Source organism: Undibacterium sp. Ren11W (genome assembly GCF_049340485.1).
In the GTDB taxonomy this organism is placed as follows: domain Bacteria; phylum Pseudomonadota; class Gammaproteobacteria; order Burkholderiales; family Burkholderiaceae_D; genus Undibacterium.
The window spans coordinates 83,138-106,987 of the sequence record NZ_JBMPPB010000004.1; the positions used below are offsets into that span (position 1 = coordinate 83,138).

Sequence of the window (23,850 nt, forward strand, 5' to 3'; positions counted from 1 at the left end):
CTAAGATATCCACAGGTTTCCACACAAAATATGTGTAAAACTTGGTGCTAGAAACGGATGGCAGCGGCATGCTTATCAGCATAGACAGCGAAATATTCTGAAATTTCGTCCGCATCTACTTGCTCATAGAGACACACTAAGCTACATTGCGGGGTTGGATTCATACCCTTAGGAGTTTCTTTTGTTCGCCATTATTCAAGCTGCTGGTTGGCCCATTTATCTTTTACTCATTTCCTCGATTGTCGCTCTGGCGCTGATATTGGAGCGTGCGCTGTCATTGCGACGTCAACGCATCCTGCCCAAGACTCTGCTCGATGAGGTGATACGCGTCTATCATTCTGGCAAGATCAAGCAAGAAGTGATCGATCAATTGGCGAGCAATTCGCCGCTGGGTAAAGTCTTGGCGGCCGGTTTGCGCAATGTGAATGCGCCTAGAGAAGTCATGAAGGAGTCGATCGAAGAAGCAGGTCGCGGCGTCGCGCATGATCTGGAACGCTTTTTGACGACTTTGGGGACGATAGCCTCACTGGCACCGTTGATGGGTTTGTTCGGTACCGTGGTCGGTATGATAGAAATTTTTGGTTCGCAAACTGCGGCTGGCGCCAATCCTGCTCAACTGGCGCATGGGATTTCGGTGGCGCTGTATAACACCGGTTTTGGTCTGCTGATCGCCATGCCAGCTTTGATTTTTTACCGCCATTTCCGCGCTCTGGTCGATAGTCTAGTGGTCGATATGGAGCAGCAAGCGGTGAAGTTTGTCGATACTGTCCACAACGCGAGAAAATAAGATGAATTTTCGCAAAGGCAAAGGCAGGGAAGACCCCGAGATTAACCTGATTCCTTTTATCGACGTGTTGCTGGTGATTTTGATTTTTCTGATGGTGACAACGACGTATAGCCGTTTTACCGAATTACAAATCACGCTGCCGACGGCCGATGCAGAAAAGGCGCAGGACAAACCGAATCAAATCGAGATCGGCATCGATGCGCAGGGGCGCTATAAAATCAATAGCCAGGCTGTGTCATTTTTGGATACCGCAACTCTGGCCAATGATCTTAAGCAAGCCGCTGGCGCTATGGATGCGGCGAAGGACGGTGCGCAACATGATCCTATCGTCATCATCAATGCCGACAGAGCAGCCACGCATCAGTCTGTGATCGATGTCTTGGAAGCGGCTCGACTGGCCGGTTTAGCCAAGGTGACGTTTGCCGCGCAGGCTTCTGCTAAATCTAAGTAGCTAGCTAGCTAAGTAGTAAGGTATATAGAGGAGTATAAGCATTTACTCCTCTATTGCGCATATTCTATGCGCGCATTTTTAAATTTTTTCTGGTACTGGGTGGGAGTATGCTGCCCGACCAGAGACCCATTCGGAGTTTATCCCCTTGCGTGCGCTACTCGAAGCAGCTTTATTACGTGCTTGGTTGCGGCGCGGTTGGCTGGCATGTGTATTTTGGCCAGTGTCCAAGCTGTTTCAGCTAATCATACAGTTTCGCTTAGGCTTGATCATGCTCGGCTATAAGTCGCAGACGCGTTTAGCGGTGCCTGTGATCATGGTCGGAAATATTTTTATCGGCGGCACTGGCAAGACGCCATTGGTGATCTGGCTGGCGCAGCAATTAAAACGGGCCGGCAAGCATCCGGGTGTCATTTCGCGCGGTTATGGTGCTAGCGCTGAAACTATCTCTGAAGTGTGGACTGATTCTTTGGCGAGCGTGGTCGGCGATGAGCCTTTGCTGATAGCGCAGCGTACGTCTTGTCCAGTGATGGTTGGGCGCGATAGAGTGGCTGCCGGGCGCGCCTTGTTGGAGGCTTATCCAAAGACCGATGTAATTATTTCTGACGATGGTTTGCAGCACTATGCCTTGGCGCGGGATGTCGAGATCCTGATGTTTGATCAGCGCGGTGTTGGCAATGGCTACCTACTGCCGGCCGGACCTTTGCGCGAGCCGGTGTCACGGCGGCGCGACTTTACGGTGTTGAATGCGCCTTTAGGTGTATCGGTGACGGGAATAGGTGATCAGGTGCTACGTATGCAGCTAATCCCGGATACTTTATTTTGTCTGGCGGCACCTGAGCAAAAAACGAGTTTGGCGCAGATGAATGGCCGCCGGATTACAGCAGCAGCGGGAATCGGCCATCCGGAGCGTTACTTTGCGATGCTGCGCGCCGCGGGATTGCAGTTTGATGAACTGGCGCTGCAGGATCACCACGCATTTACCAGTGAAACTTTTCGCACGATTGACGCCGATATCATCCTGATCACTGAAAAGGATGCAGTAAAATGTCGTCAGTTAGCTGAATTGCGCAATGATGTACGCATCTGGGTGGTGCCAGTGAGCGCGCAACTCGACGCCGGGTTTGCCGCACAATTACTTAAAATGATTTCGGAGAAATAAGATGGACGCACGCTTGCTCGATGTTTTGGTTTGCCCTTTGTGTAAAGGCCCCTTGGTGTACGACAAGGCTGCACAAGAGTTGGTCTGCAATGCCGATGCGCTGGCTTTTCCTATCCGCGATGGCATTCCTATCATGTGGACCGATCAGGCGCGCAGCCTGGCTGCGACTGAAAGAGCGAAGTAAGGCATGCGTTTTACCGTCATTATCCCGGCCCGCATGGCGTCTAGCCGCCTGCCGAATAAACCGCTGGCCGATCTGGGTGGCAAACCTATGGTCGTGCGTACTGCTGAGAGAGCGCTATTGTCTGGGGCTAGTCAGATTATGGTAGCGACCGACCATGTCGATATTCTGGCTGCCTGTAAACAGCACGGCATTCCAGCCTGTATGACGCGCGCCGATCATCCTTCTGGTACCGATAGAATCGCCGAAGTGGCGGCGGCTATGGGTTTAGCGGCCGATGCGGTAGTGGTTAATGTGCAAGGTGACGAACCATTGATAGACCCGGATTTAATCGCGGCGACGGCAAAATTGGTGAGTCAGAGTGTGCCTATGGCGACCGCCGCCCATCCCTTGCATGAACTGCAGGACGTCTTCAATCCCAACGTGGTGAAGGTGGTGTTGGATAAAAACGGCCGCGCCATGTATTTTTCGCGCGCCACCATTCCCTGGGATAGGGATGCCTTTGCCTTGAGCAAAGACAGCTTGCCGGCCGGCTATGCCCCTTTGCGACATATAGGTTTGTATGCCTATCGCAACGATTTTTTGCAAGCTTATCCCTTGCTGGAAATCTCTCCGCTAGAAAAAATCGAGGCTCTGGAGCAATTAAGGGTCTTGTGGAATGGTTTTGCAATTGCCGTCCACGTCAGTGACGCCTGCCCTGCGCCAGGAGTGGATACGGCAGAGGATTTAGAGCGCATCAGGCAGTTTTATTGAGTAACAAACAGAGAAAAAGTACGGATATTGCCGGATAACGTTGCATATCGATGCAATAAGGTGGCAAAGCATCAATAAACTAAAAAACTGTGGTAAGTTTCGTGAAAAGAATCTGTGATATTACTAGTGCTAAATAAAATAAATAACGTAAAACTAGCATTAGAAATATCAAATCAAGTAATTCGCATGTTGATCATCTAGCCAATCCTTAGATTGGCATAGCGTTCTGCATGCACGCAAAAATTTAAATAATTCAAACTCGTCTTAGGAAATAAAATGCGTCTTATTTTGTTGGGAGCACCAGGAGCTGGTAAGGGTACACAAGCCACTTTTATCAAGGAAAAATATAATATTCCTCAAATTTCAACCGGAGACATGTTGCGTGCCGCGGTTAAGGCGGGCACAGCGCTCGGTTTGGAAGCCAAAAAAGTTATGGATGCCGGTGGTTTGGTATCGGACGACATTATCATAGGCTTGGTAAAAGATAGATTGACCCAGTCAGATTGTGCCAATGGCTATTTGTTCGATGGTTTTCCTCGCACCACGCCACAAGCGGATGCGATGAAAGATGCCGGCGTGAGTATCGATTACGTCTTGGAAATTGACGTGCCAGACAGCGCAATTGTCGAGCGCATGAGCGGTCGTCGCGTGCATTCCGGTTCTGGTCGTACCTATCATGTCAAATTCAATCCACCAAAAGTTGAAGGTCGTGATGATGAGACCGGTGAAGAATTGATTCAGCGCGATGACGATAAAGAAGAAACCGTCACAAAACGTCTGGCTGTCTATCATGAGCAAACTGAGGTTTTGGTTGGTTACTACGGTGATTGGGCAAAATCCGGTCAACCTGGCGCGCCTAAGTATCGCAAAATCGCCGGCGTAGGTCCGGTCGAGGCAATCCGCGACAGTGCTTTCGCGGAGCTGTCAGAATAATAAAAGCGGACCTGAGCGTCCGCTTTTTTTTCGACGAAATAGTTGGCAGAAGTTCTTTCAGTTTTTATCTGAAAAAATACGACTTATGCAAAATTGTTCAGGTAAGGCGAGTGCAAAGACACTAGAGTGGTTTTGCGTAAGTCATTAAAAATGATTGGCCAGCCCAGGCTTAGTTTGCATGCAGACTCCACCAAGCAGGGCGGCGTAAAAGTGTTGCAGTGTGCAGTTTTTATTGCGTAAAAGCAGTTTGCTTGAGGCAGTGAAGTATCGTCGTTGTTTTGCTTTGTCGCTGTGTTTCATAAGGCTTGGTCTTGCATTATCCATGCAAGAAAAGCCCATAACAATTGGAGGAGTCAACATGGTAGCTAGTCTTTGGTTCGTCGTTGCATGCGGTGTAATTGCGGTGCTTTACGGTTTGATGTCACGTAGCTGGATCTTGAAACAAGATGCTGGCAATGCGCGTATGCAAGAAATCGCCAAGGCGATACAAGAGGGGGCGGCCGCCTATCTCGCCAGGCAGTATCGAACCATTGCCATTGTTGGCACCGTTTTGTTTATTTTGATCTGGGCCTTGCCTGGCTTGGGTGCCTTGCCTGCAATGGGCTTCTTAATTGGCGCGGTATTGTCGGGCGCATGCGGCTTCATAGGCATGAACGTCTCGGTGCGGGCCAATGTCAGAACCGCGCAAGCCGCCACCAAGGGCATGAATCAGGCGCTCGATGTGGCGTTCAAGGGCGGGGCGATTACTGGCATGTTGGTAGTTGGCTTGGGTTTATTGGGTGTCACGGGCTTCTATTGGGTGCTGATGGCATCGGCACCACACGGTCTCGGACATACGGTCACTGAGCATGACGTAATTAAGCCGCTGATAGGTTTGGCGTTTGGCGCATCCCTGATTTCTATCTTCGCACGTTTAGGTGGCGGTATCTTTACCAAAGGTGCTGACGTTGGTGCTGATCTGGTTGGTAAAGTGGAAGCCGGTATTCCGGAAGACGATCCGCGTAACCCCGCTGTGATTGCCGATAACGTCGGTGACAATGTCGGTGATTGCGCCGGTATGGCGGCCGATTTATTTGAGACCTATGTGGTGACGCTGATCGCCACTATGCTACTCGGTGCTTTGGTGATTACCAAGGCGACCACGGCTGCGATTATGTATCCGCTGTTGTTAGGTGCGGTATCTATCCCGGCCTCTATCGTCGGTTGCTCTATGGTGAAACATACTCCTGGCAAGAAAATTATGTCGGCCTTATATACTGGCCTTTGGTGGGCGGCAGGTCTTTCTTTGATCGGCTTTGCAGTAGTGACCTGGACGTTGTTGCCGGAAGATATGCGTGTGCCTATGATGGGCTCAGCGGTTGTTGGCATTGTGTTGACCGGGCTAATGGTCTACATCACCGAGTATTACACTGGCACCGACTTCAAACCTGTGCGCCATATTGCCGAGGCATCCACTACCGGACATGGCACGAATATTATTGCCGGCCTGGGCGTCTCTATGAAATCAACCGCCTATCCTGTGTTGGCGGTGTGCGCTGCGATACTGGTCTCCTACAAGCTGGGGCAAATGTGCGACGCCGGTTTATATGGCATCGCGATTGCAGCAACTTCGATGTTGTCGATGGCGGGTATTATCGTCGCGCTCGATGCTTATGGACCGATTACCGATAACGCGGGCGGCATTGCTGAAATGTCGGGTATGCCCGAGTCGGTACGTGCCATTACTGACCCACTTGATGCGGTCGGTAACACCACCAAAGCAGTGACCAAAGGTTATGCGATAGGCTCTGCCGGTCTGGCCGCCTTGGTTTTGTTCGCAGATTACACGCACGCCTTGTCGTCCGTAGGCCTACAAGTTTCGTTTGATTTGTCTGATCCTAGAGTGATCGTCGGCTTATTCATCGGTGGCCTGATTCCTTATTTGTTTGGCGCGATGGCGATGGAAGCGGTAGGGCGCGCGGCTGGCGCCGTGGTGGTGGAGGTACGCCGACAATTCCGAGAAATCAAGGGCATCATGGATGGTACCGGCAAGCCGGAATACGATAAAGCGGTGGATATGCTGACCGCTTCGGCGATTAAAGAGATGATTTTGCCTTCTCTGTTGCCGGTGGTAGTGCCGATTGTGGTCGGCTTGGCACTTGGACCGGCGGCTTTGGGCGGCATGTTGATGGGGACCATAGTGACTGGCTTGTTTGTCGCTATCTCTATGACGACTGGCGGCGGTGCTTGGGATAATGCGAAAAAATATATAGAAGACGGTCATTTTGGTGGTAAAGGATCCGAGGCTCACAAGGCTGCAGTGACTGGAGATACGGTCGGCGATCCGTATAAAGACACGGCGGGCCCGGCAGTTAATCCTTTAATCAAAATTATCAATATTGTGGCTTTGCTATTGGTGCCTTTGTTCCCATTGTTGCCGTGGGCAGATGCGCCTGCAGTCGCTCCACATGCAGCAGTGCAGCAGGTAGAAACCAGCTCGGCAGTGGTGTTTGTTCCAGCGGCCGCATCCTCAACGGTCGCGGCATCAGCGTCTAAATAAACGGCTGACAGCATCAAAAAAGGCGGCTGCGGCTGCCTTTTTTGATTTTCGTAACTAAAAAATGGTTACAATATATGACTGGCTTACGTTTACGTAAACGTCACACGAAGAGTCTCGCTGTGAGCATCATTGCGACTTAAAGCCCTGACGCCGAAGCGTTGCTGGACTATGCTATTGAAACGCATGAGCACCAAGGACTATAAATTTAATCTGAAAGAGACAGAAAAATGCAAATTCAAAATAATGTATTCATCATTACTGGTGGTGCGTCGGGCTTAGGCGCCGCGACGGCACGCATGATCGTTGCCAATGGAGGTAAAGTGGTATTGGCCGATGTACAAGTTGAGCAAGGCGAGAAATTGGCCGCCGAACTTGGTGGGAAATTTATCAAATGCGATGTCACATCAGAAGCTGACGGCAAAGCCGTGGTTGAAGCTGCCACCGCTATCGGGACTCTGCGCGGTTTGATCAATTGCGCCGGCGTTGCACCTGCAGTTAAAACCGTAGGCAAAGAGGGTGCTCATCCACTCGATGTATTTCAACGTACTGTGAATATCAATCTGATCGGTACCTTCAATATGGCGCGTCTTGCGGCAGAGGCGATGGGAAAAACGGAGGCCAGCAGCGATAGTGAGCGCGGTATCATCATCAACACCGCTTCCGTAGCCGCGTTTGACGGACAAATGGGGCAGGCTGCTTATGCCTCCTCCAAGGCGGCAGTAGTTGGTTTGACTTTGCCTATGGCGCGTGATCTCTCACGTAACGGTATCCGCGTCATGACCATTGCTCCGGGGATTTTTGAAACCCCTATGTTGCTTGGTATGCCACAAGAAGTGCAAGATGCCTTGGGTAAAATGGTGCCATTCCCATCGCGCTTGGGGCGGCCGGATGAATATGCGCATCTGGCAAAAGCGATTATAGAAAACGTCATGCTTAACGGCGAGACGATACGTCTTGATGGCGCTATACGTATGCAGGCAAAATAATTTATGTTGTAATTTGTTATGTAAAGCAGGAAATAACATCTTGTAACATGACATTTTTATAGCGTGCTTATACACTAGGGCGGACAGGATGTTTGCCCTTTTTTATTTGTAGGCTAGATGAAAAATAATACTAAAACAGGATTGATATTGACCGGTGGTGGCGCAAGAGCAGCGTACCAAGTGGGCGTATTGAAAGCGATCTCGCAGATATTGCTGGAAGAGGGATGGAGCGAACAAGATAATCCTTTTGGTATTATCTGTGGAACCTCAGCCGGCGCGATCAATGCCACGGCATTGGCATGTCGTTGTGATCATTTTAAAGAGGCTGTATCTAGTATTGTTCATGTCTGGGAAAATTTTGAGGCAGCCCAGGTGTATCGTGCTGACTCCATAGGTGTGATACGTTCAGGTGCCAGATGGTTGTCGCTCATGTCGTTTGGCTGGCTATTGAATAAATGGAGAAAAACACCGCCAACCTCGTTGTTGAATAACGCACCGCTTTCCGAATTGCTGACTCGTTTGTTGGATTTGGATAGGCTGGATCAAACTCTTGCCAAAGGATCGCTGCATGCGCTGGCCGTGACGGCTTCTTCGTATACTGCTGGACATCATTTAACCTTTTATCAGACGCTTGCTGATATTGCGCCTTGGGTCAGAACGCAAAGATTGTCGCAAAGAGATTTTATCGGCGTACAGCATTTGATGGCATCTTCTGCGATCCCGTTTATTTTTCCCTCTGTCCCTCTCAATTGGGGCGGGCGCTTAGAATACTGTGGGGATGGATCGATGCGCCAATTGGCTCCCATTTCTCCGGCGATTCATTTGGGAGCGGAGAAGGTTTTAATTATTGGTGCCGGACGCCTGACTGAACCACCCCGGCAGCAAACAGAAAACGCACAATACCCAAGTTTCGCGCAAATCGCCGGACATGCGATGGCCAGTATTTTTCTCGATAGTCTCGCTGTCGATATTGAAAGGCTTACGCGTATTAATAAAACCTTATCTATGCTACCTCCTGAGTATTTGGAGAAAACCCCTTTAAAACCAGTCAAAATACTTGTGATTGCTCCATCAGAGCGCTTGGATGAGATTGCCAGCCGACACATTAATAGCTTGCCGCTGCCGGTAAGGGCAATGTTAGGTGGTATCGGCGCAACTGAGGTGCGCGGGGCTGGATTGGCATCCTATTTACTTTTCGAGGCCAGCTACACCCGAGAATTGATTGCATTGGGTGAAAAAGATACTTGGGCGAATCGGCAGGAAGTCTGTAATTTTTTTCAAGAATAGAAAAACGGCGTCATGAAAAAATATGTTTTTTTCGCCTTAGCTTGATTCGACGCTGTCAAAACGTTACTCTGTAAGGCGATATCGCAAATTCTGCAAATAAAATTAAAGATGAATAAACCGATGATTTTAAGACGATGGATGGCAATTTTGTTTTTGTTGCTGTTTTCATCTGCTGTGTTTTCTAAAGAGTTTCTTGGTTTTGATGTTGTCTTAGCTCATGATTTGCCACAGGAGGCACAAACAACGTTAATGTTGATAAAACAGGGTGGCCCGTTTCCTTATTCACAAGATGCTAAAGTTTTTGGAAATTATGAGTCGAAGTTGCCCAGGCAAAAACGTGGCTACTATCATGAATATACGGTCAAAACGCCACGGGCCAAAAATCGAGGTGCTCGACGTATCATTGCCGGTGGGAGCGCAAAATTCTCAGGCGAATATTATTATACTGACGACCACTATGAGAATTTTCGAAAAATACAAGAATAAATGCCATTTTTATAATTTTATGTCGACGGAGCTTTCATGGTCATAATTTCGCCAAATGAGGGAGACGTAAGTTTACTAGAGGCGGTCACTCCGAATGTAGTGCAGTCAATTCGAGCATTCCGGATCCCGGAATTGCAAGCTGAGGCTAGTAAATCAGGTCAGCATTTTTTGTATGCGTATTGTCTTGAAGCTAAAACCAAGCAGCAAGTCTTAGGGTTAATAGCAACATCATTTGGATTTCCCAAGTATGTGGGTAAAAATTTCGATGCATTGTCGGACTGCCTGACCGATCTCATATACAAAGCAGGTGCCCAGGCTGGTTTTGTAGTCGTTTTGGAGCAATTACCAAACACTCCAAAGTTCGACAAGGAAGCGCGTGAGACCTTGCTCGATGTTTTTCGCGATGCTGCGGAATTTTGGGCCGAAAAAAAAATTGCTTTTAGAGTATTTTATTCGTTTCAGTAAACTTCAAATCTTTACCCAATTCGCTGCAGACGTTTGAAATTGCAGTATTTTTATTTGGGGCTTGGGCCTGTACACAGGTACAATGCCGCAATGAAAAGGATAGTCATATTAATTTCTGGTCGTGGCAGCAACATGCAGGCTATCGTCCAGGCCGCAAAAAAAGAAAATTGGTCAGCAGAAATCGTCGCAGTGATTAGCAATCGTAGTGACGCCGCCGGGTTGGAGTATGCCGCCAGTATGGGCATTCCCACCTCAGTAATCATTAGTAAAAATTTCCCCACACGTGAAGCATTTGATGCTGTGCTTCAGACTGAAATAGACCGTTACTCCCCCGATCTTGTCGTATTAGCCGGTTTTATGCGCATCTTGAGCGTAGCATTCGTAGAGCATTACACGAATCGCATGATGAATATTCATCCTTCATTGCTACCAAGTTTTGTTGGCGTAAAGACGCATAAACAGGCCCTTGATGCAGGCGTCAAAATTCATGGATTAACTGTTCATTTTGTGACTCCAGAGTTGGATCATGGACCCATAATTGAACAGGTGGCGGTCAGAATACTAAGCTCCGACGATGAAGACAGCTTGTCGCAACGATTATTAATCCAGGAGCATATAATTTACCCGAGAGCCGTTCGTTGGTTTGTCGAGGGTAAATTAAAAGTGAATGGCAATCGTGTCGACGTAGATGTAGATACCGATTTAACGAATTAAAGAATAAATTAAAGTACGAACTGAGAAAGAAATAGAATGAGATTACCTCCAGCAATTGTCGGTCATACCGAAGAAGTTTTACGCGAAATTTTGCGATTCACCGGCCCTGCTGATGGAACGTTATCACGCTATTTCCGCGAACATCCACGTCTCGGGGGGCGGGAGCGCGGTGTTATCGCAGAAGCAATCTACGGCTTGTTACGTAATAAGAGCGTTTATACCAGTTTTTCGGAGTCGGGTTACGGCTCGCCTATGCGCCGGCTTACTTTATTAGGTTTGGCTGACGCCGCTGGAGTGGATTCCTTAGGCGGTTTAAGTGAGGATGAAATCGCTTGGCTCGAACGCGTAATGCAAATCGACCGCTCCCATTTGCCTGTCGCAATGAAATCAAATATGCCTGATTGGTTGTGGCAAAAGCTGGTGGCGAAATACGGCGAAGTCGAAGCTTTACAACTGGCCGAATCTCTCAATACGCCAGCCGCTCTTGATTTAAGGGTGAATACGTTAAAAGGCAATCGTGATGAAGTAATTAGTGTTTTGGCGCAGGCGCCGATTGTGGCTGAGCCTACTCCGTATTCATCAACCGGTTTACGTGTCATTAAAAAACCTTCGATTCAAAATCTCCCCTTGTTTAAGGACGGTACCATAGAGGTTCAAGATGAGGGTAGCCAACTTCTGGCGCAATTATTAGGTGCTAAACGCGGTGAAATGGTTGCAGATTTTTGTGCTGGTGCTGGCGGTAAGACCTTAGCCTTAGGTGCATTTATGCGCAATACCGGGCGCTTATATGCGTTCGATATTTCTGAAAAACGTTTAGCGAGGTTAAAACCAAGATTGGCACGTAGTGGCCTGTCTAATGTCCATCCTGTACTTATTGCGCATGAGCGCGATGCAAAAGTAAAACGATTGGCTGGTAAACTTGATCGAGTCTTGGTTGACGCACCCTGTAGTGGTTTAGGTACTCTGCGACGCAATCCCGATGTCAAGTGGCGCCAAACCCAGACTGGTGTTGCGGAGCTAAATGTTAAGCAGGCAGCAATTCTTGATAGCGCAGCACGTTTGGTAAAGGCTGGAGGACGCTTGGTTTACGCCACTTGTAGCGTTTTAGATGAAGAAAATGATGATATTGTCCAAGCTTTTTTGTCGACGCATCCCGACTTTAAGTTAATACCAGCTTCACAGGTGCTGTCTGATCAAAAGATCGATCTTGAAATGGGTGACTACCTAAAACTTCTTCCGCATCGTCATCAAACAGATGGTTTTTTTGCTGCAATCATGCAAAGGGACAACCTGGTGGCGCCTGTCGCAGTGACACCGTTAGATTAACAATTCGATCTAAGTTCGTTTTTTTATGAGTACACCTTTGCTGGCAAAACTTGTTTCTGATTTGGTCGATGATCTGCAGAGTCCGGCTATTCTATGGCAAGTAGGGACAGTCATAATTTGCTGCGTGTTGGCATTGCTTGTTTCAAGGCAAGTGAGGAAAATATTTTCTTCCGTCGGGGCAACTTCTGACGTAATAAAGTTGGGGGTGGAGAGCTTCTCTCCTGTGCTGTTCCCAGGGTTTTGTTTGATGTTCATCCTTGTTGCAAAAGTGATACTCGGAAAATGGCAGCACACCAATTTATTGAGTCTGCTTTTTCCGATTATTGGCTCCTTTGCCTTAATTCGTTTTGTCTTATATGTGGTCAGGCGGACATTCTCAAAAGATGGGACGGTCGGGCGGTTTCTCGTACTTTTTGAAAAACTGTTCATTGGTTTAGTCGTCCTAGGCGTCACATTATATTTTACTGGTTTGTGGCAAGAGCTATCTTCAGCACTTGATGAGATCGTGCTCCCGATAGGGCGCAATAAAATTTCTATTTTGGAAATTTTGCAGGCAATTGCTTCAGTGATCGTGACATTGCTTGTGGCGATGTGGGCAAGTGCCGCGTTAGAAGCACGTTTGATGTTGTTGCCAAGCATGCATATCTCTCTCAAAGTGGTTTTTTCAAGACTTGGACGCGGAGTCTTGATAATTGTAGCGATTTTGGCGAGTCTTACCATGGTCGGAATAGATTTGACTGTCTTGTCTATTTTTGGTGGCGCATTAGGTGTGGGGCTGGGACTGGGCTTACAGAAAATAACCAGTAGCTATATTTCTGGGTTCATTATCTTGCTCGATCGTAGCGTCTCGATCGGTGATATGGTATCTGTAGATAAATTCAACGGAGAAATAACCGATATTAAGACGCGCTACACCGTACTCAAAGGAATGGATGGTGGTGAGTCAATTATTCCAAACGAGATGCTGGTATCGAATCCTGTGCAGAATTACTCATTGACGGATCGGTCCGTTGTAATGACAACAGATCTTACCGTGGCTTACAAGACGGATTTGGAGTCTATCCTTCCATTGTTAGCCGAAGCGGCTGCCAGCGTAAGCCGGGTATTGACTGAAAATGGACCGTCTGCATATCTCGTTAAATTTGGCGCGGATGGTTTGGAGTTACGAGTCGGGTTTTGGATAGCAGATCCAGAAAATGGTCGAACCAATGTACTTTCGGAAGTCAATCGTGCAATTTGGAAAGTTTTGCAGACTCGCCAGATTGAACTTCCATATCCTCAAAGAGTCATTACTATGAGTGATGCTGCCAGTGAAATTGGAAGGTCGCTTGGAAAAAGCGTACAATGCTAGACGGAAACTTCTAATTTGGCGTCTTTGATTTGCTGTGGATGAATTTGCAAAGAACTGATTAACTATGGAGCACATGTTATTTTGAGTACTATTTTTGATTTTTTATCCAATGGCATTACAGGAGCTACTGGCTGGCAAGTATTTGCTTTTACCATGCTCGTCACTCACATTACCATTGCAAGCGTTACAATTTTTTTACATCGTTGCCAAGCGCATCGTGCCTTGGAATTACATGCAATTCCAAGTCATTTTTTTAGATTTTGGCTATGGTTGACTACAGGGCAAGTTACCAAGGAGTGGGCTGCGATACATCGCAAACATCATGCAAAATGCGAGACGGAAGAGGACCCGCATAGCCCGGTAACAAGAGGCATAAAAAAAGTGTTATTTGAGGGGGCCGAGTTATATCGTGCTGAATCGAAAAACCTTGAAACCATGCAAAAGTATGGGCATGGAACTCCTGACGACTGGATCGAGCGTGAGCTATACACCGGCCGTAGTTGGATGGGAATAGTGCTTATGCTCTTTATTGACGTTTTCTTATTTGGTGTTGTTGGAGTAACAGTTTGGGCGATACAAATGTTGTGGATACCGGTAACTGCAGCAGGAATTATTAATGGAATTGGACATTATTGGGGTTATCGCAACTATGATTGTGTTGATGCCTCTACCAACATCATTCCTTTTGGTATTTTGATAGGCGGCGAAGAATTACATAATAATCACCATACTTTTGGAACCTCTGCGAAGTTATCGTCGAAGTGGTATGAATTTGATATCGGTTGGTTATATATCCGTTGTATGGAAATAATAGGTTTAGCAAAAGTTCGAAAATTGGCTCCAGAGCCGAAATTTGCGGAAATTAAAACCGTAATAGATATGGAAACTTTGCAGGCGGTCATCACAAATCGTTATGATGTAATGGCCAAATATACAAAATCACTACGCAAGGCGTGGCGTGACGAATTGGCTCAATTACGTGAAAAAGCACCTTTTGAAGCGGGTTTTTTAAAGGCGGCAAAAAAACTTTTACAACGTGAACCTAGTAAGCTAGAGGATCCTCAAAAACAACAATTGTCGGAGTTGCTTGCGCATAGTAATGCACTGAAAACTATGCACGATATGCGCGTTGAATTAGGCTTCATTTGGGAACGCTCAACCGCGAGTCGCGAACAGTTAGTTCAGCAACTACAAGATTGGTGCGTTAGAGCAGAAGCATCAGGCATCCAGACCCTGCATGATTTTTCACGTAGGCTGCGTAGTTACGCTTAGTCGAAAGTTTGAATAAGTATTAATGGTGGCGTCCTTAAGACGCCATTTTTTTTTGGTTATTTTTCAACAAATTATGGAGTGCTTTATCTTGAGCATGAGTGATCAAGTTTGCGCTTCATATAAGTATTAAGGTAATACTTATAAAAAAAGCCCGCTAGCTTAGCGGGCTTTTTGGGAAGATAAGACTTATTTAATCTTAGTTTCTTTGTAAATAACATGCTTACGAGCCTTAGGATCAAATTTCATGATCTCCATTTTTTCAGGCATAGTGCGCTTGTTTTTTGATGTAGTGTAGAAGTGACCTGTACCAGCAGTCGATTCTAATTTGATTTTGTCGCGACCAGATTTAGCCATGATATTTTCCTAAAAATAGTTTCTGCTTAAACTTTTTCGCCGCGAGCACGCATGTCGACCAAAACGGCATCAATACCGATTTTATCCACAATACGCAAGCCTGCGTTAGATAAACGAAGGGCTACCCAACGGTTCTCTGATTCTACGAAAAAGCGACGGTTTTGCAGATTTGGCAAAAACCGACGTTTTGTTTTGTTGTTCGCATGGGAAACGTTGTTGCCAACCATTGGCCCCTTCCCAGTAACTTGGCAGACACGCGCCATGTTTTACTCCTTAATGGTTTCCGAAATTGGAAAAATAAGAGTATAACTAAAATCTCATGAATTATCAACGACTTGCGAAAAACAATTGTGTCTTAACATGTTTTTAAATTTAACAATTTTGGCTGTTAAATTTGACCATGCTCTGCGAACGAGTAAACGTTTGGATTTGCAATAATAAAGTGATCAAGAACTCGGATATCGACAAGTGCTAATGCCTGCTTTAATGTGTTGGTTAGTGCCAGATCTGCTTGACTTGGTTCGCATGATCCCGACGGGTGATTGTGCGCAAGTATTATGCTTGCAGCGTTATGTAGTAGCGCTGCCTTGACGACTTCTCTTGGGTACACGCTGGCGTGATTGAGTGTTCCACGGAAAAGTTCTTCTGTCTTAATTAGTCGGTTTTTTATATCTAAAAATAAAACCGCGAAGGATTCATGGGGTTTATTTCCTATGAGTAGCTGCAGATAATTTTTTACGGTATTTGGTGATGACAGGTTTTCACAAATCCGTAAGTCTTCTGAAATGGCGCGTTTTGCCAATTCCAAAACCGCATGTATTTGCGCATATTTCGCGTCGCCTAGGCCATGTATTTTCGAAAAGTCCTTCGCGCTCGCCGCGAATAGTGCACTGAGTGACCCATACTGCGCGAGCATATCTCTTCCTAAATCTACTGCGCTTTTTCCTTTTACTCCGACCCGCAAAAATACAGCGAGTAACTCTGCGTCAGATAACGCACTGGCACCGTATTTAATAAGGCGCTCTCTAGGACGTTGATCAACAGGCCAGTCACTTATTCCCATTTGATAGTCTCCAAATGAACAAGAAATACAAGTTGCAATGATCTTCAGGCTCTAGCTGATTTACAATGGCGACTTAATTGAACTCATGCCAAATTATGCCTTATTCAACGATCCCTGTAGTTACCCCTGATGCCTACCTGACTTTACATTATCGCTTAGTTAGCAGTGATGGCAATGAAATAATTAGCACTTTTAATAACAGCCCTGCCACCTTGCAATTGGGCGTTGGACAACTAGCTCCAGAACTTGAGTCGGCCTTATTGGGTTTGGAGGAAGGGTCACACACAATACTTGAACTAGCGCCAGTGAATGCCTTTGGACCAAGAAATCCTGATTTAATACAACAAGTTTCCTTGGAAACCTTAAAAGAAAATTCTGTATTTGGCGAAAAATATGTTGTTGGTGATTTAGTTGAATTTTCCGCACCAGCGGGGGGGCAATTTGCGGGAATTTTGAGAGCTTTCAATGAGAATGGTGCTTTGTTCGATTTTAATCATCCATTGGCTGGGCAAATAATTACGTTTGAAGTAAAAATTATCGGCATATTATAGGATCATCATGGATAAGGAAATTTTGCTAGCTCAGCCTCGAGGGTTTTGTGCTGGCGTCGATCGAGCTATAGAAATTGTTGAACGCGCCCTGCAGCAATTTGGTTCTCCGATTTATGTGAGGCATGAAATTGTTCACAATGCATACGTCGTCAACGATTTAAAACAAAAAGGCGCGATTTTCATTGAAAATTTAGACGATGTTCCGGCCGGAAATACCTTGATTTTTTCCGCACATGGAGTTTCGCAAACGGTAAGACTAGAGGCTGAAAAAAGAGGATTGACAATATTTGATGCTACTTGCCCTTTGGTCACTAAGGTTCATATTGAAGTTGCAAAAATGCGACGTGAGCATAGAGAAATTATCATGATCGGACATCAGGGACATCCCGAAGTTGAGGGAACCATGGGGCAAAGTGAGGGGGGCATGTTCTTAGTGGAGACTGTTGAAGATGTCGCAAAATTAAAGGTAGCTAATCCTGATCAGTTGGCCTATGTGACACAAACCACCTTGTCGGTGGATGATACCTTAGAAATTATATCGGCTCTAAAGAGTAGATTTCCTAATATTATTGAACCAAAAAAAGGCGATATTTGTTACGCGACAACAAACCGACAGGCTGCCGTCAAATTTATGGCTCCTCAGGTCGATTTGCTTATCGTAGTCGGTAGTGTCAATAGTTCAAACTCCAATCGTCTGAAAGAGGTGGCCCAAAAAATGGGTGTCAATTCTTTTATGGTAGATAAGGCTGAACAGATCGATCCAGAATGGATAGCAGGTTGTAGTCGTATTGGTGTAACTGCAGGAGCTTCCGCGCCAGAGTTGTTGGTTCTTGAAGTCATCAATCGGCTTAAAACCTTAGGCGTGAGAAGTGTGCGCACTTTAGCTGGGACTGAGGAAAACGTCACGTTTCCGATGCCAAAGGGTTTGAATGGCATAAGTAATTAAAAAACACCTTTTTTATGTAAATAAAAGTTTGTGGTTTTTATTTATTCAGTATTTTATTTCGTTTATTCATCGTTAATATTACGTGGCTGTTAATTTTGCATAAATACAGTTTCTTTCGTGTTACGAACGATGACTATAGTAGTATGGGCATAGCTAGCTCCAGAGAAATGTAAGCTTTGTGTAATTGACGTAAAGTTTACGTTTTTATGCTGCGCCTTAATGCCTAGTGTAATAAAAAATATTATAAAAAAAATTATTCAACATTGTTGAGGAGAGTTCTATCATGTGTTTTCATCACTACGTCACTGCTGTGAACAGTGCGATATATCAAATAAGGTAACTGACTCACGGACCTTTAGGAGAAGAATAAAGTGACTTGCGCCGTTTTTGTTATCTAAAATAATTTTTTTGAAAATACCTCTGTAGTTATAGGTTTTAGTCTCAAAGAAATATTAATTCGTTCATAGGAAGAAAACCGACATGGATACATTTATCCAACAAATAATTAATGGCTTGGTACTAGGGAGTATGTATGCCCTAGTCGCTTTAGGGTACACCATGGTGTACGGTGTTTTGAATCTAATTAACTTTGCCCATGGTGACGTGTTAATGGTGGGCGCGATGGCTGGATTAAGTATCCTTAAAGTACTACAAGTCATAGCACCCGACCTGCCTGGTATTGTTAAATTAATCATCGCCATTTTAGGCGCAATACCTGTCTGTATTGCCGTCAACGTGCTGATTGAACGCCTAGCTTATCGAAAGTTACGCAATGCACCACGATTAGCGCCCTTGATTACAGCGATTGGCGTTTCTACATTGGTTCAAACTTTCGCAATGATGATCTGGGGTCGCAGTCCTATTCCTTTTCCAGCGATTATGCCTTCGGTACCTGTCAGTATTGGTGGTGCTGTGATTTCACAAACACAAATCTTGTTGTTAGCATTGGCGACCTTGGCGATGGTGGGTTTGGTATTGTTGGTCGAGAAGACAAAGATGGGGCGCGCTATGCGTGCTACCGCAGAAAATCCTCGGGTTGCTGGTTTGATGGGGGTTGATTCAAATAAAGTAATTGTCGCCACATTTGCGATCGGTGCTGCGCTTGCTGCTATAGCTGGCGTGATGTGGGCTGCAAACTACTCTTCAGCTCAATTTGCTATGGGTTTCTTGCCGGGATTAAAGGCATTCTCAGCCGCAGTCTTAGGAGGCGTTGGAAATATTTATGGTGCGATGGTTGGCGGCATTCTCCTCGGATTAATTGAAAGTTTAGGCGCTGGATATATTGGTGATTTGACTGGCGGGATTCTTGGAAGTCATTATCAAGATATTTTTGCCTTCGTTGTATTGATTATTGTATTGACACTACGTCCATCTGGAATTATGGGTGAACGTGTGGCTGATCGTGCGTAAGGGGAAAGCGATGTCTACTATGTTTGATGTAAAAAGTAATCCGACGAAGGCATATACCAGTTTTGCCATAATGGGCGTATTGCTCGTCTTGTTTCCTTTTGTCGCTGCGAACTTTGGAAATTCTTGGGTTAGGATTATTGATTTTGCCCTACTTTATATTATGTTGGCACTCGGGCTTAATATTGTCGTCGGTTTCGCTGGCTTGCTTGATCTTGGGTATATAGCGTTTTATGCTGTTGGTGCTTATTTGGCTGCGTTGCTAGGTTCACAGCAATTTGCTGTGGTACTTGAGTCGTTTGTTAATAATTATCCTGCAGTGGGAAATTTTTTGATAACCCTATTCGGCCCAGAAATAAGCCAAAACGGTATTCATTTGTCAGTTTGGTTCATCGTTCCTTTGGCTGCGGCTTTAGCCGGCTTGTTTGGTGCGTTGTTAGGTGCACCAACCTTAAAGTTGCGTGGCGATTACCTCGCAATTGTTACTTTGGGTTTTGGCGAAATTATTCGTATTTTTATGAATAACTTAAACTCACCAATCAACTTCACGAATGGTCCTCAAGGCATCAATATGATCGACCCTATTCGTATTTTCGGTGTCTCCTTAGGAGGTGAGGCTGGGTCCAACGCTACTGTGATTTTGGGTGGGTTTAGTATGCCTTCGGTCAATGCCTACTACTTTTTGTTCCTCGCACTATGTATAGCAATTGTTGTTATTTCACTTCGATTACAGGACTCTCGACTTGGGCGTGCTTGGGTGGCTATTCGTGAAGATGAGATTGCTGCGAAAGCGATGGGCATTAACACCCGCAATATGAAATTGTTGGCGTTTTCTATGGGAGCATCCTTTGGGGGCATATCAGGGGCAATGTTTGCCTCATTTCAAGGATTTGTATCTCCGGAGTCGTTCTCCTTAATGGAGTCAATTGTTATTTTGGCGATGGTTGTGCTTGGTGGTATCGGTCATATCCCTGGCGTAATACTCGGAGCCGTATTATTAGCTGCATTACCGGAAGTGTTGCGGCATGTCGTGGAGCCTGTGCAAATGCTCTTATTCGGAAAAATTTGGGTAGAGGCGGAAGTTTTGCGCCAATTACTGTACGGTTTTGCGATGGTTGTAATTATGTTGAATCGTCCGGCGGGTTTGTGGCCAGCGCCAAAACATGAAGACAGAATGACCACTACCAATGATGCCGCGGCATAAGGAATAGGGATATGACTCAACAAACTATTTTAAAAATTGAGGGTGCCAATAAACGATTTGGCGGCCTGCAGGCTTTGTCCAATGTGGGCATCAATATTAAGCAAGGTCAAATTTACGGATTGATTGGACCCAATGGTGCAGGTAAGACGACGTTTTTCAATGTCATCACTGGTCTATATCAGCCTGACACCGGCACTTTCGAGCTTGCTGGCAAACCTTATTCGCCATCAGCACCGCATGAGGTAGCGAAAGCGGGAATTGCAAGAACTTTTCAAAATATCAGACTTTTTGGTGAAATGACGGCCTTGGAAAATGTCATGGTTGGACGGCATATTCGCACCCACCAAGGTGTATTCGGTGCCGTTTTTAGAAGTTCTGCAGCACGTAAGGAAGAGGCTGAAATTCGGATTCGTGCTCAGGAATTGCTCGATTTTGTTGGAATTGGACAGTTTGCTGACCGCACCTCTAAATTCCTCTCCTATGGGGATCAGCGCAGACTTGAAATTGCTCGCGCACTGGCAACCGACCCGAAATTACTTGCACTCGATGAGCCTGCAGCAGGGATGAACGCGACCGAAAAATTGGCCTTGCGTGAGTTACTTGTAAAAATTAAGGCCGAAGGAAAGACGATTTTATTGATTGAACATGACGTCAAATTGATGATGGGCTTGTGTGATCGAATAACTGTGCTTGATTACGGTAAACCGATTGCGGAGGGAATACCAGCCGAGATTCAAAAAAATCCGGCAGTTATCGAGGCATATTTGGGAGGTGGCCACTAATGGTTGAAAATGTATTGAGAGTGAGCAATCTCAAAGTTGCTTATGGTGGCATTAAAGCCGTTAAAGGCATTGATCTTGAAGTCAATAAAGGCGAATTAATTACCTTGATTGGTGCCAATGGCGCGGGTAAAACGACAACACTGAAAGCGATTACCGGTACTTTGCCGGACTGTAAAGTCGAAGGCGATATTATCTACAACGGCAAATCAATCAAAGGTATCAACTCATTTAATCTTGTAAATGATCAGCTAGCCATGGTTCCTGAGGGGCGCGGAGTGTTCACCCGTATGACGATTCAGGAAAACTTGATGATGGGTGCATTTACTCGCAATGACAAAGCAGGCATCAATGCCGACATCGAAAAATGGTTCTCTGTTTTTCCGCGTCTGAAAGAGCGTGCGGCTCAATTGGCTGGAACTTTGTCCGGCGGTGAGCAGCAAATGCTGGCAATGGCGAGGGCTTTAATGAGTCATCCAAAATTACTTTTGCTCGATGAGCCATCAATGGGATTGTCACCTATCATGGTGGAGAAGATTTTTGAGGTGGTGCGTACCGTATCAGCAGAAGGCGTAACGATTTTGTTGGTGGAACAAAATGCTAAACTTGCTTTGCAGGCTGCAAATCGTGCATATGTGATGGATTCGGGCCTCATTACGATGAGCGGTGATGCAAAAGACATGCTCAATGATCCGAAAGTGCAGGCCGCGTATTTAGGTGAAGCCTGATTATTAAGCTAGGGCAGTAAAAAAAGCCTCGAAATATCGAGGCTTTTTTATTTTGCTCGTGTAATGCATGGCAATTATTTTTTAGCTGGAAGACGCGCTACTTCTTTCGTACTGGCTTGTGACATTTGGTTTGCTACCGAGCTCAGATTTTCTTCTAGAGTTTCGACCGCTTGTTTAGTTGTCTTGGTTAGTTGGTCATAGCTAGCATTTGCATTGCCAATGACTGTTTTCAACATGGCAACGACATTTTGTGAGCCGGCAGGTGCATTTTTTGTAACATCCTCAAACAAAGACATGACTTTGCTATTTGTTTCCGCGATTTGAGTTTCTGCTGTACGCGCTAATTCTGCCTGAGTGCTTGTAGCGATATTCGCTAAATGCCGACCATACGACAACGCTTTTTCAGTTGCAGGTTGAGCATAAGTCGACGATAAATGAAAGAATTCTTGGCTGTCCTTTGCAGTCATCAACTGTTTTACAAAGGCAGCGGATTCGTCCATTGAGGTTTTAGCGACCGTCATATTTAATTCTACGAATTTTTCTATGCCCTCAAATGTTTTGCCAGCCAGGGTTGTGAGCAACGCAAGTTGAGCATCGATGTTTGCTTTAGTTGCATTGGAAAACTGTTCAGGTACTGAAAACATGAAATTCTCCTAAAAGAAGGTTAGATGAAAGACGATAAGGACGTGTGGAGTAATAATTGTGCATTGCAGCAGCTGATAGTCTATCTTGGATATTACATAAGTCAAGGTAAAATTGTGCGTTGCAGCATGGTAATTTATTAAGGCTGTCAGGACCAAAAAAAACAATCATCTTTCCTTAATTTGGTAATTATGTCTATTGAATATGACAATGGTATTAAATTGATGGCTTGCACTAGCGTTATGTAAAAAATTAATGCTTCAATTATTTAAAAAAATTCTTGCGAAAAAACTACCATTTTGATATTTCTGTTATTCGAGAGACTATCGGAGGTCGAAAATACTTAAAAAAAAGATAAAGAATCTTAATGAGGTTTATGCGCTAAGTCTTTAATTCTCTTGCGAAATTTTGTGGTTTTGCTACACTGAATTAATTCAATATATTTTGCACAGGGAGCAATTGATGGCGAAAGTTTTCCGTCGAGCACTGTTTATCATTGCCACTGCAATTTTGCCAGCGGCCTTGGCAGTCGCTGCGACGACTGAATCTCATAAACAGTCGCAAAAAAAACATGTAACACACAAGAGCGCCAAAGCTGAGAACGGCCGATTGGTGAAGCATACTATGCTTGTACATGGAAAACGCCGGGTTGTTTATGAACGTTTAGCTCTGGTGCACCCAGTCGCCGAACACCCATCTGCTGGTGATATTGCTGGATTGAAATCGTCTCAGGATCCGCTAGCTTTGCAATCAAATGTTGCTTTTGTGGTTGATCAGTCCAGTTCTAAAGTATTGTTCGAAAAAAATTCGAATGTTTCCTTGCCAATAGCATCAATTACAAAACTAATGACCAGTTTGGTGGTAGTCGAGTCGAATCAGGACATGAATGAGATTATTGAGGTCACTACAGATGACCTTGATAAGGAGAAAGGCACTGGTTCTCGCCTGAAAATGGGAGCGAAACTGTCACGTGCTGACATGCTTCATATCGCCCTAATGAGCTCAGAAAATCGTGCTGCTTCCGCTTTAGGTCGTAGTTACTCTGGTGGTCTACCTGCCTTTGTGCTTGCGATGAATGCAAAGGCAAAGCAACTTGGTATGAATGACACGCACTATGTCGATTCGTCTGGTTTATCCAGTCAAAATGTTGCCAGTGCGCGTGATTTGGTAAAACTTATCAATGCGGCATATCAACATCCACTGATCCGTGAGTATTCCACAGATGCCAAATATGTAGTCAATCCTGGTGGTAGACCTATGCAGTACTCGACTACCAATCGACTGATTGCCAGCCCTGACTGGGATATCGGTTTGCAAAAGACTGGCTATATTTCTGAAGCGGGTCGCTGCCTGGTGATGCAAGCGATGATAGAGGGTCGCGCTATTGTGATGGTGTTTCTTGATTCTAAAGGAAAATATTCTCGCTTGGCCGATGCCGGGCGCATCCGCAAGTGGCTCGAGACGTTGAAGCCTCAAGCCTGATCCC

The 23,850-nt window shown here is 45.6% G+C and carries 26 protein-coding genes and 1 pseudogene; 22 read left to right on the plus strand and 5 right to left on the minus strand.

Annotation, left to right across the window (positions count from 1 at the left end; genetic code table 11):
* Positions 1 to 181: 181 nt before the first annotated feature.
* The 6 genes from ACO0K8_RS11025 to adk all read left to right on the plus strand — a co-directional run bounded on the left by ACO0K8_RS11025 (position 182) and on the right by adk (position 4,264).
* Positions 182 to 787 (plus strand): MotA/TolQ/ExbB proton channel family protein, encoded by a 606-nt coding sequence (locus ACO0K8_RS11025; RefSeq protein ID WP_422946711.1) that lies wholly within the window; start codon positions 182 to 184, stop codon positions 785 to 787.
* Position 788: 1 nt separating this feature from the next.
* The gene (locus ACO0K8_RS11030; protein WP_422946712.1) at positions 789 to 1,238 is read left to right on the plus strand and encodes an ExbD/TolR family protein; all 450 of its coding nucleotides are present in this window, start codon (positions 789 to 791) and stop codon (positions 1,236 to 1,238) included.
* Between the two features lie 145 nt (positions 1,239 to 1,383).
* Positions 1,384 to 2,397, plus strand: coding sequence for a tetraacyldisaccharide 4'-kinase (gene lpxK / locus ACO0K8_RS11035; protein ID WP_422946713.1), 1,014 nt, complete (start codon positions 1,384 to 1,386; stop codon positions 2,395 to 2,397).
* Between the two features lies 1 nt (position 2,398).
* Positions 2,399 to 2,581, plus strand: coding sequence for a Trm112 family protein (locus ACO0K8_RS11040; protein WP_422946714.1), 183 nt, complete (start codon positions 2,399 to 2,401; stop codon positions 2,579 to 2,581).
* 3 nt (positions 2,582 to 2,584) lie between these two features.
* Positions 2,585 to 3,331: a 3-deoxy-manno-octulosonate cytidylyltransferase gene (gene kdsB, locus ACO0K8_RS11045; RefSeq protein WP_422946715.1), complete on the plus strand. Its 747-nt coding sequence runs from the start codon at positions 2,585 to 2,587 to the stop codon at positions 3,329 to 3,331.
* A 276-nt stretch (positions 3,332 to 3,607) separates the two neighbouring features.
* Entirely contained in the window at positions 3,608 to 4,264 is a 657-nt protein-coding gene (adk, locus tag ACO0K8_RS11050; RefSeq protein ID WP_422946716.1) for an adenylate kinase, read from the plus strand.
* A 144-nt stretch (positions 4,265 to 4,408) separates the two neighbouring features.
* On the opposite strand, the gene ACO0K8_RS11055 is transcribed toward adk, so the two are convergent.
* The gene (locus ACO0K8_RS11055) at positions 4,409 to 4,624 is read right to left on the minus strand and encodes a hypothetical protein (protein ID WP_422946717.1); all 216 of its coding nucleotides are present in this window, start codon (positions 4,622 to 4,624) and stop codon (positions 4,409 to 4,411) included.
* Between ACO0K8_RS11055 and ACO0K8_RS11060 the strand changes: the two genes are divergently transcribed.
* The 9 genes and pseudogenes from ACO0K8_RS11060 to ACO0K8_RS11100 all read left to right on the plus strand — a co-directional run bounded on the left by ACO0K8_RS11060 (position 4,623) and on the right by ACO0K8_RS11100 (position 14,690).
* Positions 4,623 to 6,803: a sodium-translocating pyrophosphatase gene (locus ACO0K8_RS11060; protein ID WP_422946718.1), complete on the plus strand. Its 2,181-nt coding sequence runs from the start codon at positions 4,623 to 4,625 to the stop codon at positions 6,801 to 6,803. The two genes, ACO0K8_RS11055 and ACO0K8_RS11060, sit on opposite strands and share 2 nt — an antisense overlap.
* Positions 6,804 to 7,030: 227 nt before the next feature.
* The gene (locus ACO0K8_RS11065; RefSeq protein ID WP_422946719.1) at positions 7,031 to 7,789 is read left to right on the plus strand and encodes a 3-hydroxyacyl-CoA dehydrogenase; all 759 of its coding nucleotides are present in this window, start codon (positions 7,031 to 7,033) and stop codon (positions 7,787 to 7,789) included.
* A gap of 117 nt (positions 7,790 to 7,906) precedes the next feature.
* Positions 7,907 to 9,076, plus strand: coding sequence for a patatin-like phospholipase family protein (locus ACO0K8_RS11070; RefSeq protein WP_422946720.1), 1,170 nt, complete (start codon positions 7,907 to 7,909; stop codon positions 9,074 to 9,076).
* Between the two features lie 108 nt (positions 9,077 to 9,184).
* Positions 9,185 to 9,562 (plus strand): ribonuclease domain-containing protein, encoded by a 378-nt coding sequence (locus tag ACO0K8_RS11075; protein ID WP_422946721.1) that lies wholly within the window; start codon positions 9,185 to 9,187, stop codon positions 9,560 to 9,562.
* Between the two features lie 42 nt (positions 9,563 to 9,604).
* A pseudogene (locus ACO0K8_RS11080) lies at positions 9,605 to 10,027 on the plus strand (barstar family protein); the annotation flags it as partial.
* 90 nt (positions 10,028 to 10,117) lie between these two features.
* On the plus strand, positions 10,118 to 10,741 hold the full coding sequence (gene purN / locus ACO0K8_RS11085; RefSeq protein ID WP_422946722.1) for a phosphoribosylglycinamide formyltransferase: 624 nt from the start codon (positions 10,118 to 10,120) through the stop codon (positions 10,739 to 10,741).
* Between the two features lie 36 nt (positions 10,742 to 10,777).
* On the plus strand, positions 10,778 to 12,067 hold the full coding sequence (locus ACO0K8_RS11090) for an RsmB/NOP family class I SAM-dependent RNA methyltransferase (protein WP_422946723.1): 1,290 nt from the start codon (positions 10,778 to 10,780) through the stop codon (positions 12,065 to 12,067).
* A gap of 25 nt (positions 12,068 to 12,092) precedes the next feature.
* Positions 12,093 to 13,418, plus strand: a complete 1,326-nt coding sequence (locus tag ACO0K8_RS11095) for a mechanosensitive ion channel family protein (protein WP_422946724.1) — start codon at positions 12,093 to 12,095, stop codon at positions 13,416 to 13,418.
* An 81-nt stretch (positions 13,419 to 13,499) separates the two neighbouring features.
* Positions 13,500 to 14,690, plus strand: coding sequence for a DesA family fatty acid desaturase (locus tag ACO0K8_RS11100; RefSeq protein WP_422946725.1), 1,191 nt, complete (start codon positions 13,500 to 13,502; stop codon positions 14,688 to 14,690).
* A 186-nt stretch (positions 14,691 to 14,876) separates the two neighbouring features.
* On the opposite strand, the gene rpmG is transcribed toward ACO0K8_RS11100, so the two are convergent.
* From rpmG to radC, 3 genes are all read right to left on the minus strand, one after another.
* A complete protein-coding gene (rpmG, locus tag ACO0K8_RS11105; protein WP_110257750.1) occupies positions 14,877 to 15,044 on the minus strand; it encodes a 50S ribosomal protein L33 in 168 nt (55 codons plus the stop codon).
* Positions 15,045 to 15,070: 26 nt separating this feature from the next.
* Complete coding sequence (rpmB, locus tag ACO0K8_RS11110) at positions 15,071 to 15,307, minus strand: 50S ribosomal protein L28 (RefSeq protein ID WP_126128825.1); 237 nt, start codon at positions 15,305 to 15,307, stop codon at positions 15,071 to 15,073.
* Positions 15,308 to 15,432: 125 nt separating this feature from the next.
* Positions 15,433 to 16,107, minus strand: a complete 675-nt coding sequence (gene radC, locus ACO0K8_RS11115) for a RadC family protein (protein ID WP_422946726.1) — start codon at positions 16,105 to 16,107, stop codon at positions 15,433 to 15,435.
* A 95-nt stretch (positions 16,108 to 16,202) separates the two neighbouring features.
* On the opposite strand from radC, the gene ACO0K8_RS11120 reads away from it, so the two are divergent.
* From ACO0K8_RS11120 to ACO0K8_RS11145, 6 genes are all read left to right on the plus strand, one after another.
* Positions 16,203 to 16,658, plus strand: coding sequence for an FKBP-type peptidyl-prolyl cis-trans isomerase (locus ACO0K8_RS11120; RefSeq protein WP_422946727.1), 456 nt, complete (start codon positions 16,203 to 16,205; stop codon positions 16,656 to 16,658).
* 7 nt (positions 16,659 to 16,665) lie between these two features.
* Positions 16,666 to 17,604: a 4-hydroxy-3-methylbut-2-enyl diphosphate reductase gene (ispH, locus tag ACO0K8_RS11125; RefSeq protein WP_422946728.1), complete on the plus strand. Its 939-nt coding sequence runs from the start codon at positions 16,666 to 16,668 to the stop codon at positions 17,602 to 17,604.
* Between the two features lie 480 nt (positions 17,605 to 18,084).
* Complete coding sequence (locus ACO0K8_RS11130; RefSeq protein WP_422946729.1) at positions 18,085 to 19,014, plus strand: branched-chain amino acid ABC transporter permease; 930 nt, start codon at positions 18,085 to 18,087, stop codon at positions 19,012 to 19,014.
* Positions 19,015 to 19,024: 10 nt separating this feature from the next.
* A complete protein-coding gene (locus ACO0K8_RS11135; RefSeq protein WP_422946730.1) occupies positions 19,025 to 20,215 on the plus strand; it encodes an ABC transporter permease subunit in 1,191 nt (396 codons plus the stop codon).
* A gap of 11 nt (positions 20,216 to 20,226) precedes the next feature.
* Positions 20,227 to 20,997: an ABC transporter ATP-binding protein gene (locus ACO0K8_RS11140; RefSeq protein ID WP_422946731.1), complete on the plus strand. Its 771-nt coding sequence runs from the start codon at positions 20,227 to 20,229 to the stop codon at positions 20,995 to 20,997.
* Entirely contained in the window at positions 20,997 to 21,722 is a 726-nt protein-coding gene (locus ACO0K8_RS11145; protein WP_422946732.1) for an ABC transporter ATP-binding protein, read from the plus strand. The genes ACO0K8_RS11140 and ACO0K8_RS11145 overlap by 1 nt, the downstream gene beginning before the upstream one ends.
* Positions 21,723 to 21,796: 74 nt before the next feature.
* On the opposite strand, the gene ACO0K8_RS11150 is transcribed toward ACO0K8_RS11145, so the two are convergent.
* Complete coding sequence (locus ACO0K8_RS11150) at positions 21,797 to 22,366, minus strand: phasin family protein (RefSeq protein ID WP_422946733.1); 570 nt, start codon at positions 22,364 to 22,366, stop codon at positions 21,797 to 21,799.
* Between the two features lie 460 nt (positions 22,367 to 22,826).
* Between ACO0K8_RS11150 and pbpG the strand changes: the two genes are divergently transcribed.
* A complete protein-coding gene (gene pbpG / locus ACO0K8_RS11155; RefSeq protein ID WP_422946734.1) occupies positions 22,827 to 23,846 on the plus strand; it encodes a D-alanyl-D-alanine endopeptidase in 1,020 nt (339 codons plus the stop codon).
* The last annotated feature ends 4 nt before the right edge of the window (positions 23,847 to 23,850 follow it).